The sequence below is a fragment of the Saccharothrix mutabilis subsp. mutabilis genome, from assembly GCF_039521145.1.
Lineage (GTDB): Bacteria > Actinomycetota > Actinomycetes > Mycobacteriales > Pseudonocardiaceae > Actinosynnema > Actinosynnema mutabilis.
In genome coordinates this window covers 187,654-202,297 of sequence record NZ_BAAABU010000013.1, presented here as the reverse complement: position 1 = coordinate 202,297, position 14,644 = coordinate 187,654, and the positions used below count along the sequence as shown (strand labels likewise).

The 14,644-nt window shown below is 74.2% G+C and carries 15 protein-coding genes; 5 read left to right on the top strand and 10 right to left on the bottom strand.

Going from position 1 to position 14,644, the window contains the following annotated elements; genetic code table 11:
- Nucleotides 1-178: 178 nt before the first annotated feature.
- The 9 genes from ABD126_RS25645 to ABD126_RS25605 form a co-directional block, all read right to left on the bottom strand.
- Complete coding sequence (locus ABD126_RS25645) at nt 179-775, bottom strand: phosphoribosylanthranilate isomerase (protein WP_343936470.1); 597 nt, start codon at nt 773-775, stop codon at nt 179-181.
- Nucleotides 776-799: 24 nt separating this feature from the next.
- Nucleotides 800-1,681, bottom strand: coding sequence for an NAD-dependent epimerase/dehydratase family protein (locus ABD126_RS25640; RefSeq protein WP_343936469.1), 882 nt, complete (start codon nt 1,679-1,681; stop codon nt 800-802).
- Complete coding sequence (locus tag ABD126_RS25635) at nt 1,681-3,180, bottom strand: class I adenylate-forming enzyme family protein (RefSeq protein ID WP_343936468.1); 1,500 nt, start codon at nt 3,178-3,180, stop codon at nt 1,681-1,683. Before ABD126_RS25635 ends, ABD126_RS25640 begins: the two co-directional genes overlap by 1 nt.
- Entirely contained in the window at nt 3,173-4,306 is a 1,134-nt protein-coding gene (locus ABD126_RS25630) for a cytochrome P450 (RefSeq protein WP_343936467.1), read from the bottom strand. The genes ABD126_RS25635 and ABD126_RS25630 overlap by 8 nt, the downstream gene beginning before the upstream one ends.
- Nucleotides 4,303-5,052 carry a glycosyltransferase family 2 protein gene (locus ABD126_RS25625; RefSeq protein ID WP_343936466.1) on the bottom strand — a complete coding sequence of 250 codons (750 nt, stop codon included), beginning with the start codon at nt 5,050-5,052 and terminating at the stop codon, nt 4,303-4,305. Before ABD126_RS25625 ends, ABD126_RS25630 begins: the two co-directional genes overlap by 4 nt.
- Complete coding sequence (locus tag ABD126_RS25620) at nt 5,049-6,035, bottom strand: 3-oxoacyl-ACP synthase III family protein (RefSeq protein ID WP_343936465.1); 987 nt, start codon at nt 6,033-6,035, stop codon at nt 5,049-5,051. The genes ABD126_RS25625 and ABD126_RS25620 overlap by 4 nt, the downstream gene beginning before the upstream one ends.
- Before the next feature lie 220 nt (nt 6,036-6,255).
- Nucleotides 6,256-6,468, bottom strand: a complete 213-nt coding sequence (locus tag ABD126_RS25615) for a hypothetical protein (RefSeq protein WP_343936464.1) — start codon at nt 6,466-6,468, stop codon at nt 6,256-6,258.
- 55 nt (nt 6,469-6,523) lie between these two features.
- The gene (locus tag ABD126_RS25610; RefSeq protein ID WP_343936463.1) at nt 6,524-7,411 is read right to left on the bottom strand and encodes an SAM-dependent methyltransferase; all 888 of its coding nucleotides are present in this window, start codon (nt 7,409-7,411) and stop codon (nt 6,524-6,526) included.
- Nucleotides 7,412-7,453: 42 nt separating this feature from the next.
- Entirely contained in the window at nt 7,454-8,653 is a 1,200-nt protein-coding gene (locus ABD126_RS25605; protein ID WP_343936462.1) for a S8 family peptidase, read from the bottom strand.
- Between the two features lie 260 nt (nt 8,654-8,913).
- Here ABD126_RS25605 and ABD126_RS25600 point away from each other — a divergent pair, with 260 nt between their 5' ends.
- From ABD126_RS25600 to ABD126_RS25585, 4 genes are all read left to right on the top strand, one after another.
- Nucleotides 8,914-9,912, top strand: a complete 999-nt coding sequence (locus ABD126_RS25600; protein ID WP_343936461.1) for a S1 family peptidase — start codon at nt 8,914-8,916, stop codon at nt 9,910-9,912.
- Nucleotides 9,913-10,064: 152 nt separating this feature from the next.
- Nucleotides 10,065-10,910, top strand: coding sequence for an MEDS domain-containing protein (locus tag ABD126_RS25595; RefSeq protein ID WP_343936460.1), 846 nt, complete (start codon nt 10,065-10,067; stop codon nt 10,908-10,910).
- Complete coding sequence (locus tag ABD126_RS25590; RefSeq protein WP_343936459.1) at nt 10,907-11,812, top strand: anti-sigma factor RsbA family regulatory protein; 906 nt, start codon at nt 10,907-10,909, stop codon at nt 11,810-11,812. The genes ABD126_RS25595 and ABD126_RS25590 overlap by 4 nt, the downstream gene beginning before the upstream one ends.
- Nucleotides 11,813-11,976: 164 nt before the next feature.
- On the top strand, nt 11,977-12,402 hold the full coding sequence (locus ABD126_RS25585; protein ID WP_343936458.1) for a hypothetical protein: 426 nt from the start codon (nt 11,977-11,979) through the stop codon (nt 12,400-12,402).
- A 173-nt stretch (nt 12,403-12,575) separates the two neighbouring features.
- Here the strand turns inward: ABD126_RS25585 and ABD126_RS25580 are convergent, their stop codons facing one another.
- On the bottom strand, nt 12,576-13,427 hold the full coding sequence (locus ABD126_RS25580) for a coiled-coil domain-containing protein (protein WP_343936457.1): 852 nt from the start codon (nt 13,425-13,427) through the stop codon (nt 12,576-12,578).
- A gap of 97 nt (nt 13,428-13,524) precedes the next feature.
- Here ABD126_RS25580 and ABD126_RS25575 point away from each other — a divergent pair, with 97 nt between their 5' ends.
- Nucleotides 13,525-14,622 carry a hypothetical protein gene (locus tag ABD126_RS25575; RefSeq protein WP_343936456.1) on the top strand — a complete coding sequence of 366 codons (1,098 nt, stop codon included), beginning with the start codon at nt 13,525-13,527 and terminating at the stop codon, nt 14,620-14,622.
- Nucleotides 14,623-14,644: the final 22 nt, after the last annotated feature.

Below are 14,644 nucleotides of genomic sequence, written 5' to 3'. Positions count from 1 at the left end.
GGTCGAAAAACTTTGCTCGTTCCTCGCAAACTTTTTGGCCCGACCCCCGAAAAGTGTGGTAGCCCTTCGGGCAGGTCATACGGTGGGGAACACGGAGGCCCCTTGTGGCTGGGAGCCCAGCCGAAAAGCGTGCCGCTGCGCGGCGTAAGTGCCGTTGCGGAGTGTGGGTTCGTTGCGGTCAGGAGCGGGCGGCGGCTACGAAGTCTCGCATCAGGCCGTGGTCCTTGACGCCCCTGCTGGATTCCACGCCGCTGGACACGTCCACGCCCCACGGTTTGGCCTGTGCGACCGCCTCGCTGACGTTGCGCGCGTCCAGGCCGCCCGCCAGCAGCCACCTTCCGTCCGGACGGGCACCCTCCAGGGCGGCCAGGTCCCAACGGTGGCCTGAGCCGGCGTCGGGGGAGTCCAGCAGCAGCATGTCCTCGCCGAACGCGCCCACCCGGACGTCCGTTTCGGCGTGAAGGCTCACCGCCCGGATCAGCGGCACGCCCACCGCCGCGACCTCGTCGAACGCCGAGCGCGGGTAAGCGCCGTGCAGCTGTACCGCCCCCACTCCGGTCAACGTCGCCAGCCGCGCGACCTCCGCCGCCTCGACGCCCCGGAACACTCCCACCGACAGCACGCCGGGCGGCACCTCGCGGACCAGCGCCGCCGCGGTTTCCGCGTCGATCTGGCGGGGGCTGGTGGTGAGGACGAAACCGACCGCGTCCGCGCCGGCCTCCACAGCGGTGGCCACGTCGGACGCCGTCCGCAGGCCGCACAACTTCACGTACACGGCCCGAACGCTATCCCACCGGCCTCACCAGTCCGCCGCGCCCTTGAAGGAGGTCGCGGTGGGCGCGTACCCCAGGCGGGTGCGGGCGGCGGTCGTGTCCAGGGTGCGTTCGTGGGCCAGGTGGCTGATCGCGTACCTGGTCAGGCGCGGCGGGGTCGAGGCGCGGGCCAGTCGCCACACCGGCTCCGCCACCGCCGCCAACGGCCACGCCACCCGCAGCGGGAGGTGCCGGATGCGCACGTCCAGCCCGCGTTCGGCCAGCAGTGCCAGCAGTGCCTCTTCCAGCACGACGGGCTCGGCGTCGGCCACGTTGTAGACGCCCGGTTCGCCCGTGCACGCCAACAGGGTCGCCTGCACCAGGTTGTCGATCGACGTCAGCGACTGCCGCGCCCGCCCGTCCCCGACCAGGAACAACGTCCGCCCCCGGATGGCGCTCAGCACGCGCGGCAACAGCGTCGGATCGCCCGGGCCGTACACGGCGTGCGGTCGGAGGACCACCGTGTTCGGGCGGCCCAGAACCAGTCGTTCGGCCTCCGCCTTGGTCTCGCCGTAAGGGGTCAGGTACCGCGTGACCGGCGCGGCCGACTCGACGGCGTTGACGTTCGGCGTGAACGGGTCGTACACGCTCGCCGACGACATGTGCACGAACCGCGCGCCGGGGAACGACGCCAGCACGTGCCGCGTGCCGGCCACGTTCACCCGCCGGATGCGCGAGGCCGAACCCCAGTCGGTGACCGCCGCCGCCGAGTGCACCACGGCGTCGACCTCCGGCGGGTCGGGCAGGGGGCCGGCGGCGATGTCCCAGTCCCGCGACCCGTAGGCGTGCACCCGCCAGCCGCGCGCCTCGGCGGCCCGCCGGACCGCCCCGCCGACGAACCCGGTCGCGCCGGTCACCGCGAGCCGCATCAGCGGGCCAGCTTCGCGCGCAACGCGGACCGGTCGAGCTTGCGGGTCCGGCCGGTGACCGGCAGTTCGGGCAGCACGGTGATCTCGTCGGGCAGCGCGGCGGCGTCGATGAGGTGCGGCAACGCGGCCCGCACGCGGTCGGCCAGGTCGGGGCCGGCGTCCGGCGCGGGCACCAGGGCCAGCACGATCCGTTCGTCGCCGATCTCGTCCGGCACGCCGACCAGCACCGCCGCCGCGACCCCGGGCAGGCCGGCGATGACCGGTTCGTGCAGGCCGGGGTACACGTTGGCGCCGCCGCGCAGGATCATGTCCTTCTTCCGGCCGGTGAGCACGAGCCGGTCGCCGTCCAGGCGCGCGAGGTCGCCGGTGGCGTGCTCGGTCAGCGGCGGTTCGCCCAGGTAGCCGCGGCACAGGTTCGGGCCGGACACCAGCAGTTCGCCGTCGTCGGCGATCCGCGCCCGCACGCCGGGCAGCGGCCGGCCCAGCAGATCGCCGCCGTGCGCGATCTTCTCCTCGCCGGTGGCGATGGCGACCGGCAGGATCTCCGTCATCCCGTACACGGCCAGCAACTCCACGTCCGGCAGCGCGCGCCGGGCCCGTTCGAGCAGCGGCGGCAGGACGGGCGCGGACCCGAGCAGCACCTGGCGCAGCGAGCGCGGCAGCGCCACCCCGCTGTCCAGGACGGCGGCGAGGTCGGTCGGGACGAGGAAGGTGTGCGTGGCGCCGTCGAGGCCGGCGGCGAGGGCGGTCGGGTCGGCGGCGGGCGCGAAGCCGTGCGGCGGCAGGGACCAGTGCGCGCCGGCGACCAGCGCGGGCAGGCCGAGCATCAGCTGGTCGGTGTGCACGCGGCTGTCCGGGCCCAGCGCGCACCGCGTGGCCAGGGCGTCCAGCGCGGCGGCCAGCGAACCGCGCGTGTGCACGACGGCCTTCGGCGCGGCCGTGGTGCCGGAGGTGAACACGACGACCGCGTCCTGGTCCGGGTCGGCCTCGGGGAAGGGCGCGTCGGCGACCGGTTTCGCCAAGGCCCTCATGGACACCGCGCCGACCGGCACGCCGGGCAGCCACGGCCCGGACCTGATGTGCCGCACCGGCAGCGCGGAGTAGTTCGGCAGCAGCAAACCACGCCTGCGGGCCAGCGCCCGCAGCGGCCCCGGCGCGCTCGCCGCGTACAGCACGGACTCCGCCGCCGCCCAGCCCGCCGCGGCCAGTTCGGTGCGTCGGGCGAACAGCTCCGGCCCGACGCCGGGGTCGACGAACACGACCGTGCCGCCGGCCGCGACCGTCCCCAGCGCCAGCACGATGGCGTCCGGGCCGGGTCGGACGGAGAACAGCATCCGCGTGCCGGGCGTGAAACCCATGTCCCGCAACCGTTGCGCGGTGCTCAACACCCGGGCCGACAGCTCGGCGTGGGTCAGCGTCCGGCCGCGGGCGTCGGTCAACGCGGGCCGCGGGCCGTGTTCGCGACCGGCGCGCAACACCTCCACCAGCAGGTCAGCCACGCCGCACCACCAGCCTCTCGTAGCACGGGATCAGCACCCGCCGCGCCGCCCGACGCTCCACCACGGACAGCGGCGCGCAGTCCAGCACGGCGTCCAGCACGGCCCGGATCTCGGCGTACGCCAACGGCATCCCGAGGCAGAAGTGCGGTCCCGCGCCGAACCACAGTTGCCGCACGTCCGGCGGGTGCGGCCGGTCCGGGTCGAACGACCCGAGCGCGCGGGCAGCGGAGATGGTCGCGATCACGACCCGGTCCCCGGCCCGCACCCGCACCCCGCCCACCTCGGTGTCGGCGGCGACGCTGCGCAGCATGACCGGCGACGGCACGGTCACCCGCAACGCCTCGGCGATCACGTCGTCGGCCCGCGTGCGGTCGCGCGCGAGCCGGTCCAGCCACCCGGAGTCGTGCAGCAGGGCGACCAGGCGCGGGACGTAGGACACCAGGGTTTCGGTGCCGGTGAGGACGAACGCGGCCACCGCGCCCAGCGCCTCCTCCTCGGTGAGCCCGAGCCGCCGCATCCGGCCGGGCACGGTGGCCGGGTCGCCGTCGGCGTAGGCCCGCGCGGCGGGCCGGGTGAGGGTGCCCAGCGCCTGCCGGCCGTGCCGCACCTGCGCCGGGGTCAGCGAGGGCCGGCCCAGCCGGACCATCGACGTGATGGCGGTGCCCGCCGCGTGCGCCGCGACCGCCTCGCCGGGCTCCAGCCCGACCAGTTCGCAGATCACCGCGCCGACCAGCCGCCGCACGACCCGGACGAGGTCCACCGGCCCGGCGGCGAGGTCGTCGCGCAGGCGCTGCACCGGCTCGTCGGCCACGCGGGCGCACAGGTCGGCGACGCTGCGCGGCGTGAACAGGCCGGACAGCTTGCGGCGCAGTTCGGCGTGGGCCGCGCCCTCCATGTTCAGCAGCACCGTCGGGCCGACCACGGGCGTCCACAGGTCGGCGGGCGAACCGGGACCGGTCTTGGTGAAGTGCGCCGGGTCGTTGAGGACCTGCTTGGCGATCCCGGCGTCGCTGACCACCACGCCGACGCGGGGCACGCGGACCACCGGCGCGATCCGGCCGAGGCCGCGCACCAGCGGGTAGGCCAGCGGGTGCGCGGCGAGCTGGAGCTTGAGTTCCCAGTTCACCGGATGTCCACGACGTCCGGGCGGTAGCGGTGGTCGGCGTACCAGGCGAGGGTCTTGCGCAGGCCCCACGCCCGCGCCCGCCGCGAGGAGCCGCGCACCACGACGTCCCGGCGCGGCCCGTACGCGCGGGTGTGCAGGCGCACGGCGTTGACCAGGGCGCGGTCCTCGTGCAGGTCCTCGATCCTGGACCGGGGGAACCCGCCGGCCAGCGCGTACAGCTCGGCGGTGATCGCCATGTTGCAGCCCGCGGTCATCACGTACGGGCCGCGGTAGCGCGGGTCGCGGTTGCCGGGCCGGATCTTGCCGAACAGCGACGCGACCCCGACGGCGGCGACCAGCACCCACCGCTGCACCGCCGGCAGCCCTTCGTCCCGGCGCGGCAGGAGTCGGCCCGACACCAGGCGCAGGCCGTCGCCGAACGCGGCCTTGACCCGGGCGGTCCAGTCCGGGGCGGGCAGGCAGTCGGCGTCGGTGCGGGCCAGCCACCGCGCGCCCTGCCCGATGGCGTACCGCATACCGGTGTCGGCGGCGGCCCCCGTGCCCTTCTCCGGCTCGTGGACGATCTCCAGCCGCAGCTCGGGGTGCTCCTCGGCGAACCGCCGCACGACCTCCGCGGTCGAGTCGGTCGAGCCGTTGTCCACCACCACGAGCGTGAAGTCCGCGTCCTGCTGCGCGGCCAGCGCTTCCAGCGTCGCCGTGATCCCGCGCTCCTCGTTGTACGCGGGCACGACCACCCACAGGCTCACAGCCGCACCACCACCAGGCCGAGGCTGACCCCGCCCGCCAGGCCGACCAGCGCGACCAGGTCACCGGGTCCGCAGCGGCCCATCCGCTGGGCGGTGACCAGTTGCAGCGGCAGGCTCGCCGACGCCACGTTGCCGTGCTCGGGCAGGGTGATCACGAGCTTGTCCTTGGGCACGCCGACCCGGTCGGCGAACACGTCCAGGTAGGGCAACGACACCTGGTGCACGCCGACCACGGCGAAGTCGTCCCAGGTCAGGCCCAGCCGGTCCAGGGTGCTGTCCAGGATGCCGCCGCCCAGCCCGAGGAACGCGCTCTTCAGCCGCGCCCCGTCGAGGTCGAAGTAGGTGTGCTCGGGGTCGCGCGGGTGCCGCGACCCGCCGCCGGGCAGCGTGCCGACGTCCCACTGGGTCGAGTCGGCGGTGAAGCCGCACCCGACGATCCCGGTCTCGCCCTCGGTGAGCAGGACCGCCGCGCCCGCGTCGGACAGCGTGTAGCCCGGGAACGCCCGCAGGAACTCCCGCAGCCCGCCGACCTCCCACCGCACGGCCCGCGACGGTGACTCACCGCTCGCGATCAACACCGTGCGGTAACGGCCGGCGCCGATCAGCGCGTCGGCGACCTCGATCGCGTTCAGCACGCTGTTGCAGGCGTTCTTGACGTCCATCACCGGGCAGCGCAGCTCCAGCTTCGCCGCCACGATGTGCGCGGTGGCGGGCTCGACCATGTCCTGGCTGGCCGACGCGAACAGCAGCAGGTCCACGTCCCCCGGCTCGGTGCCGGTGTCGGCCAACAACTTCCGCGCCGCCGCGACCGCGAGGTCCGACGCCTGCTCGTCGTCGCGCATCACGTGCCGCGACCCGATCCCCGTCAACCGCCGGATCAACCCGGCGGGCGGGGTGAACGGCCCCACCCGCCGTTCGACCTCGTCCGTGCCCACCTGCCGTTCGGGCAGATGCACCGCCACACCGGCCAACCGTGTCCCCACTCCGGCACCTCCTCGCTGCACGCTATATGCGAGTGCCGCCGGGTGACCTCGGTATAACTACTCGGATGGCGCATCAGCGCAGGACCGGGCGGACCTGGTGGGGCCCAGCCGCTGGTCGTGGCGGGGGCCAGGTCCGTGGTGAGTTGAACCTGGAGGAGCCGAAGGGTCCGGGTCGGGCGGTCGATCGCCTCCCGGTGGTGCGGCTCGGCGTCTTCCGAGGTCAGGTGGCCCGAGATCGCGGACCGGACGGCTCGCCGGGGCCGGGCGGCAGGGGGTCGGGCCGGGGGAGCGGCTCCGGTCGTGGCAGACCGGGGTCGTGGGGCAGCGGTTCGGGCCCCGGCGGCACCGGGTCCGGGATGGGGGTCGGGGGAACCGGGTCGGGCTCGCCGGGCGTGGGCCGCGGCGACGGCGGCTCGGGGTGGGGAACGGTCATCGCTCCTCCTCGTGGGTCGAGCGTACGGCCGCGGGTTACCCGGAAGCGCCGATCGCTACCCGCCGGCGGCCCGGGGCTTGTCCAGCACGAAAGCGGTGTAGCGGCAGGCACGGGCCCAAGCGCGGTGGGCCACCACGCTCCGCGCGGCGGCGGACCAGTCCTCCCGGCTCAGCTCCCGCAGGCCCGGCCAGCGCGAGCGGAGCACCCGACGGCCCAGCGGTGACCGCATCAGAGCGAGCACGGGACCGGCCAGGCTCATCGGCCGTTCCAGCACCGGTCGGGTCCAGTCGTGCACGGCGGTCACCGCGAAACCCGCCTCCCGCGCGCGCACGACGTACCGGTCCAGCGGCTCGATCTCCTCGAAGCACCACGCCGAGCGCACCGCACCGTCCCGGTCGACCGTCTCGATGGTCGAAGGGTCCGCCGAACGCCACGTGAAGTCCACCAGCACCAGCCGACCGCCCGGCCGCAGCACCCGGAACGCCTCACCCAGGAACGCCCGCCGCCCGTCCGGGCCGAAGTGGAAAGCCGCCTCCAGGCAGTGCACCCGGTCGAACACGCCCAAATCCGGCAACTCCGTCACGTCGGCGACCGCGAAGGACGCACCCGGCCGGCCACCGAACCGCCGCCGCGACTCCTCGACCTGCTCCGGCTGCACGTCCACACCCAGGGCGTCGCAACCCCGCTGGGCCAACACCGCCGTGGACAACCCGCGCCCGCAGCACGCGTCCAGCACCCGGTCACCCGGCTCGGCCCCCACCAGGTCCAACGACCGCCGCAGCAACTCCCGCTGGAACCACCCGAGCCCACCCAGGCCGTGGTGCAGGGTCGGAACGGTGTAGTACCCGACGTTGACCAGGTCACCCCACCCGACGTGGCGCAGCAGGTGGAACAGGACGTTGGTGTCGCTGTAGGAATCCGCGATGCGCCGCCGCTCCACCATCCCCCGATCGTGGCACGCGGGGGAACACGCGTCCACTGTGGATCAGACCTTCGCCACGTCCAGCAGCGGCTCGTGCGTCTGGTCCGGGTCGGTGGACCTGGTCCACTTGTCGGTGCCTGCCTTGACCAGCGCTGCCTTCACGGCCTCCGGCGTGGCGGTCGGGTTCTTCGCCTTGTGCAGCGCCGCCGCGCCCGCGACGTGCGGGCTGGCCATCGACGTGCCCGAGATCGTGTTGTACCGCTCGCCCTTCGGCCACGTGGACAGGATGCACACGCCCGGCGCGATGATGTCCACGTCCTCGCCGTAGTTGGAGAAGTCCGCGAACGTGTCGTCCACGTCCCGGCGGCACGTCGAGGGCGCGCCGCCCTCGGGCTTGCCGTTGAAGTCGGCCAGCGCGCTGACCGTGATGACCTCTTCGTAGGTCGCCGGCACGAACGAGGTCGTGGCGGTGGCGCTGTTGCCCGCCGCCACCACGTAGGTCACGCCCGCCTTGACCGAGCGGCAGATCGCCTCGTGCATCACGTCGGTGTTCGCGCCGCACTTGCTGTCGCTGCCGGTGCCGCCGAGGCTCATGTTGGCGACCTCGATGTCCTTGGCGTTGGCGGTGACGAAGTCGATGCCGCAGATGACGTCGGACCACGTGCCGCTGCCGCTGTTGCTGAGCACCCGCACCGGCCACACCCGCGCGCCGGGCGCGACGCCGACGACGCCGACCTCGTTGTCCAGCGCGCCGATGGTGCCGGCGACGTGCGTGCCGTGGCCGTTGCCGTCGTCGGCGCTCTGGCCGGTGGAGCAGTTCTTCGCGCCGGCGGTGTGCACGTTGAGGTCCGGGTGGTCCAGGTCGATGCCGGTGTCGATCACGGCGACGTCCACGTCCACCTTCTCGTCCTTGCCGTCGATCTTGGCCGTCGGGCTCAGGTCGGCCTCCACGCGGTCGACGCCGGTGGGCAGGGTCTGCGCGGTCGTGGTGACCACGCCGTCCGGCTGCACCAGCTTCACCCGCGGGTCGGCCGCGATGCGGGCGGCGTCCGACGGGGTCATCTTCGCCGAATAGCCGCGCACGCTCGACTCGTACAAGTGCACCGGTTGCACGCCGAGTTCGGCGGCCACGGAGGTCACCGGCGCGTTCTCGTCGAGCAGGACGATGTATCCGGTGGCGGACTCCGCGCCGGCGGGTGCGGCGGTGACCGCGGTGGCCAGGAGGACGGCGGCGAAAAGGGCTTGGCCCGGAAGACGTCGCATGACTTCTCCTCTGGGGGCGTTCTCAAGTCGGACACGTTGCTCGCACCCGTTCAGCAGGGAGTTACCTCCGCTGAACGGGGGGTAAACCGTGCCGCCGTTCGCGAACCCGAAAGAGTTGCGGACCCCCGCAGTGCAGCAAGCGTCAGCCCTTCGCAGCCTTGTGCGGGCTTCCGCCGTCCCGTTGGGTGGGACGGGTCTCAAACACCCGTCCGAGGGGCCGCGCCTACCCGCACCCCTCGCCCCTGCGAAAGGGCGGAGCTATGAGAACGGTTCGTCATGCCCTCGTCGTCGCCGTCGCCGCGGCGACCGCGCTGGTCCCCGCCACCACCGCCACCGCCGCACCGGCCGACCTGGCCGCGGTCACGTCGTCGCTGGGCCCCGACCGCACGGCCGGCGCGCACCTCGACGCCGGGCGGCTCGTCGTCAACGTCACCGACCACGCCGCCGCGGCGGCCGTGCGCGCGGCGGGCGGCCAGGCCCGCCTGGTCACCCGCAGCACCCGGCACCTGGACCGGGTGCGCACCGCGCTCGACACCGGCGCCCCGGGCACGGCCCTGGCCCTCGACCCGGCCGCCAACCAGGTCGTCGTCACCGCCGACGACTCCGTGCCCGCCGACCGCCTGGCGCGCCTGCGCTCGGCGGCCGAGGACACCGGGGGAGCGGCCCGCGTCGACCGCGCCGCCGGCACGTTCGCACCGCTGATCTCCGGCGGCGACGCCATCTACGGCGGCGGGTACCGCTGCTCGCTGGGCTTCAACGTGCGCAGCGGCGGCACGTACTACTTCCTGACCGCCGGCCACTGCACGGACTCGGCCACCGCCTGGTTCGCCGACTCCGGGCAGCGGACCAGGCTGGGCGACCGCACCGGGTCGAGCTTCCCCGGCAACGACTACGGCATCGTCCGCTACACCAACACCTCCGTCGCGATCTCCGGCACCGTCGGCGGCACGGACATCACGGCGGCGGCCGACCCGGTCGTGGGCCAGTCCGTCACGCGCCGGGGCAGCACCACCGGCACCCACAGCGGCACGGTCACCGCGCTGGACGTGACCGTGCACTACTCCGGCGGCGGCACGGTGCGCGGCATGATCCAGACGACCGTGTGCGCCGAACCCGGCGACAGCGGCGGGCCGCTGTACGACCGGGGCACCGCGCTGGGCCTGACCTCGGGCGGCAGCGGCGACTGCCGGCGCGGCGGGACGACGTTCTACCAGCCGGTCACCGAGGCGCTGGCCAAGTACGGCGTGTCGGTGTTCTGAGCGTCGCCTCGGGTGTCCCCGGGTCCTCTTCCGGGGGCACCCGGGGTGTGTAGAGTGCGGGGGTGCCGGGTGCGACCGGCATTCGTAGCCCCGGGTTCAGCAGCCAGCCCGCGCGGCCCGGCGATCCGGGACTCTCACGGTGGGGTTGGCTCATGCGCAGGTCGGGGAGTGTGCAGCACGCGCGCGACTTGGGTCGCCACGACCACGTGTGCTGGTCGTACGACGACATCGCGGATTTCCGGGACCGTGCGCGCGAGTACCTCGCCGAGGGCTTGGCGCTGGGGCAGCGGGTCCGCTACGTGGCCGCCGGGGACGACGCCGGCGTCCTGTCCGGGTTCGAGGAGGCCTTGGCGTCCGGCGCAGCGCAGGTCACCTCTTTGGGTGACACCTATGCGAGTGGTTCCGTCGTCGTGCCCGAGGACCAGGTCCGCGCCTACGCCGCGGCCACCGAGGAGGCGCTGGCGGCCGGCCACACCGGGCTGCGGGTCGCGGCGGAGGCGACGCCGCTGGTGCGCACGCCCGCGCAGCTCGCCGCCTTCCTGCGCTACGAGCACCTGGTGGACCGGTACATGGCCGGGAACCCGTTCTCGGCCATGTGCGGCTACGACACGACCCAGCTGGACCGGCCCGCGGTCACCAAGCTGGCCGGCGTGCACCCGTGCGCGAACCGGCCCGCGCCGTTCCGCTTGCACGCGGTGGCCGTGCGCCCCCACGGCGACAGCGGCCCGGCCGGCGGTGTCCTCGAACTGGGCGGGGAGGTGGACGCGTCCGGGCACGAGCTGCTCGGGGCGTTGCTGGAACGCATCGAAACGGGCTCGGGCGGGCTGGTCGTGCACGCGCCGGAACTGTCGTTCATCGACCACCGCGGGTTGCTGATGCTGGCCGACTCCGCGAGACGGCGGGGCGGGGAACTGGTCCTGCGCACCCGCGCCACCGGTGCGGCGCGCCTGGTCGAGGTCCTCGACATCCCCGACGTCCGGGTGGAGCAGATCCCATGAACACCTTCGTCCACCCCGCGTTGTTCTACCGCACCGACCAGGAGTACCTGGCGGCGCTGGTGCCGTTCGCGACCGAGGGCCTCGACGCCGGCCACCCGGTGGCGATGGCCGTGCCGGGTGACCGCCTCGACCTGGTGCGCGCCGGCCTGGGCGCGCTGGCCTCGCACGTGACGCTGCTGGACATGGCCGTCGAGGGCCGCAACCCCGGCCGCATCATCGCCCGCGTGCTGCGCCGCTTCGCCGACCGGCACCGCGACCGGCACGTCCGGATCGTGGGCGAGCCGGTGTGGGCGGGGCGCAGCGCCACCGAGTACCCGGCGTGCGCCCAGCACGAGGCGTTGATCAACCTGGCGTTCGACGGCCGGGACGTGACGATCCTGTGCCCCTACGACGTGTCGTCGTTGTCGGAGCGGGCCGTCGCGGACGCGATGGTGACCCATCCCGTGGTGTGGGAGGGGACGTCGTCCTACGAGAGCGCCGAGTACGACGTGCCGGGCCTGCTGGACCGCTACAACGAGCCGCTGCCCGAGCCGCCGGCGGACGCCGTGTTCGAGGTGTCCACGACCGGGGACCTGGCCGACGCGCGCCGGTTCGCGGCGGCGCGGTGCGGTGCCGCGGACCGGGTGGCCGACGTGGAGCTGATCGTCACCGAGCTGGCCACCAACAGCCTGCGCCACAGCGGCGGGCCCTGCCGGGTGGGGGTCTGGCAGGCCGACGGGCACCTGGTGTGCGACGTCCGGGACGGCGGGGCGTTGGGCGACCCGCTGGCCGGGCGGCGGCCCCCCGAGCCGGGGCAGCTCTCGGGGCGGGGGTTGCTGATGGTCAACGACCTGGCCGACCTGGTCCGCCTGCACACCGGCCCCGCCGGCACGACCGTCCGGGCTCTGCTCGCCCTGTCCTGACCCCGCGTCCGAGGTCCACTGTGGATCTGGCGAAGGCCGGTCTTCCACGTGTCTCGATTGGCGGGATCTGGAGCGGCGGCGTCCATTCCGGACGGCGGAAACGAGAGATGGATTACTCCGTGTCGTCCCACCGGCAGGGGGTCGGCTGAGCGAGGATGTGCATTGTGAACCGAGCTCGGAAAGTTGCCGCTGCCTGGTCGGAGCTCGCGGCCGACCAGTTGGCGGAGCAGGTGCGGCTGATGGTCAAGGCGCGGGACGCCGGGGCGCGGGCCGTGTGGGGGGCCGTGGCCGAGGACCAGGTGCTGGTCGCTCGGGTGCGGGGTGCGTTGTCGGCGCTCAAGGCCGAGTTCCGGGGGCACCGGGACGAGGTGATGTGGCTGTTGTGGATCAACCAGGCCCAGCAGCACCTGGTGGCCGAGACCGCGCCCGCGGCGCCCGTGGCGGAGCACGACGTCGTGGCCGACCTCGACCTCGACCTCGACGAGGACGTGGCCGAGGACGTGGTCGCGCTGCCCGTGCAGGAGCCGGTGGCGGCTGCCCGGGTCGTGCGGGACGTGCCCGTCATGGTGTTCCAGGAACCGTCGGCGTGAGCCTGGACCGGGTGCGCCGAGCGCACCCGGTCTCAACCCCACCTCACCGGGCCCGGCCACGGCCGCGGCGTGCACATGGGATCGCGGGGCAAGGGATGCGGCCCGCTGTGTGCTGCCCGGCGTGTGCTGCCCGGTGTGCGTCGCGCTGGGTGTGCGGAGGAGCGGCGGGCGGGTCAGGCGGCGAGTAGTTCGGCTTCCTCCGGCAGCGGGTCGAGCAGGGGGTCGAGGTCGGTCAGCAGGCGTTCGGCTTCGGCCAGCGACTCCGCGATGCCGGCTCGGCGCTCGTCGAGCCGGTCGGCTCGCGCGCGGGCCTCGGCGACCAGGCGGTGGGCCCGGTCCTCCGCCTCGCGGACGAGCCGTTCGGCGTAGGCGCGTGCCGCGGCGCGTTGGTCGGCGACCTCGCGGAGCGCTTCGGCTCGGCGGGCCGCCATGGCGACCTCGAAGTCGGCCTGCACGCGGGCGCGCAGGCGGGCGGCCTGGTCGTCCAGGTCGCGGCGGCGTTGTTCGGCCTCGCGGGTCGTCGCGTCCACCTGGTCGCGGGTGCGGCGCAGCAGGTCGCGGTGCTCGGTCTCCATCTCGTGGCGGCGCGCGTCGAGGTCGGCGACCAGGCGCTCGTGCCGCTCCCGCAGGCGTTCGGTCGCGCGGCGGGTGGTCTCCCACGCCTGGTCCGCCGCCGCGCGCGCCCGCGCGGTGACCTCGTCGGCCTCGGCGTGCGCGAGTTCGAGCATGCGGCGCAGCCGCTCCGACAACGCCTCCGGCTCGACGGGCGTGCGGCACACCCGGTCCAGCGTGTCCCGCAACTCCCGGATCTCCGCGCGGGCGCGTTCGAGTTCGCGCGCGAGGTCGTCGGCGCGCGCCACCGCCGCGTCGCGGTCCACCGCGAGCAGCCGGAGATCCGCCTCCACCGCCGCCACGTAGTGCCGGACCTGGCGGCGGTCGAACCCGCGCCACGCCGCGTCGAAGTCCGTGCGCAGGGGGACGAGTTCCTCGCGGCCGTCGGTCACCTGGTCCACCAACCCTTCCAACGATCTTCCTCCGACACCGGGGAATACGAACGTCCGCGCCGACCGGTTCCGGGAACCGCGTCACACCGCCCGAGTGGACGTACGCGATAGTGCAACCGTGCGGGTTCTCTTACAGGACGCGGTGTGGGTCCACTACGGGCAGTTGTCGGTCGAGAGCGACGTCGAGATCGGCGGCGACATGGGGGCGTGCTTCGGCGGGCAGCGCAACGGTCTGCTCGGCGCGGCCGTGCCGGGGACGCTGTTCCTCATGACGGGGTTGCACACCGGCGAGGTCGGCTTCACCGTCGAGCTGCACGACAGCGAGCCTTCCCTTGGCGCGGAATGGGAAGACGTCGTCGAGGCGTCGTTCCGGCCGATCGGCGAGGCGTCGCTGGTGGGGTGGGCCGGTGAGTGGTCCGAGGAGTTGGGCCTGGCCGAGACCGACTACCGGGTGCGCTACTGCGGCGTCGGCATGGACCGCGATAACGCGGGCGAGCCGGAGGACGTGGAGCAAGAGCGGTACCTGCTCCAGTTCTGGCCCGCGCCGCCCGCGCCCGACGCCGTGGTCCGCCAGACCAGCGCGCAGGCCGGGTACTGGCACGCCTTCGCCCGCCGGCAACCCCCGCCGCCGACGCCCGAGGAGAGGGAACGCGCCCGCCTCGCGGCCGAGGAGGAGCGTCGGCGCGCGGACGAGCGGGCGCGGCACGAAGCGCTGGTGCGCGAGTGGGGCGGGGTGCTGCCCGATCCCCGGCTGGTGGCGATGCGGCGGCCGGCCCTGAATCTCGCCCGCATGGACCGGCCGCTGCTCGACGCGTTGGCGGACGCGCCCGAACAGGTGCAGCGCGGCATCGCCCGGTGGGCGGCGCGGCGGGCGTGCGTGGAGGCGGGGTTGGACGGCGTCGCGTGGATCGCGCCCGCCTTGGACGCGGTGGACCGCGGTGAGCCGCTGCCGCCGCCGTTCGAAGACGACCGGGAGCCGTGGGACCGGTTGCTCTCCGACCCGACCGTGCCGCAGACCCTGATCACCACGCCGGACGGCCGCATCGACAACTTCCTCCAGCAGGCGATGGCGCTGCCGGTGCTGTTCGCGGTGACCGGGGAAGACCCGCTGCGCGCGGCGGTGGAGGTCGTGCACACCGCCGCCGCCACCATGGGGTACGGGCGGCACGGGGTGTTGTTCGCCGAGCTGCGCCAGGCTTTCCCGGGGCTGCGGTAAGAGTTCGGCGGGTCGCGAGAGG

Bases quoted from the DNA above. Each gene is read 5' to 3' on its own strand.
- ABD126_RS25640 (WP_343936469.1), bottom strand. From the start codon at position 1,681: ATGCGGCTCGCGGTGACCGGCGCGACCGGGTTCGTCGGCGGGGCGGTC.
- ABD126_RS25590 (WP_343936459.1), top strand. From the start codon at position 10,907: ATGAACACCTTCGTCCACCCCGCGTTGTTCTACCGCACCGACCAGGAG.
- ABD126_RS25600 (WP_343936461.1), top strand. From the start codon at position 8,914: ATGAGAACGGTTCGTCATGCCCTCGTCGTCGCCGTCGCCGCGGCGACC.
- ABD126_RS25610 (WP_343936463.1), bottom strand. From the start codon at position 7,411: ATGGTGGAGCGGCGGCGCATCGCGGATTCCTACAGCGACACCAACGTC.
- ABD126_RS25595 (WP_343936460.1), top strand. From the start codon at position 10,065: ATGCGCAGGTCGGGGAGTGTGCAGCACGCGCGCGACTTGGGTCGCCAC.
- ABD126_RS25615 (WP_343936464.1), bottom strand. From the start codon at position 6,468: ATGACCGTTCCCCACCCCGAGCCGCCGTCGCCGCGGCCCACGCCCGGC.
- ABD126_RS25605 (WP_343936462.1), bottom strand. From the start codon at position 8,653: ATGCGACGTCTTCCGGGCCAAGCCCTTTTCGCCGCCGTCCTCCTGGCC.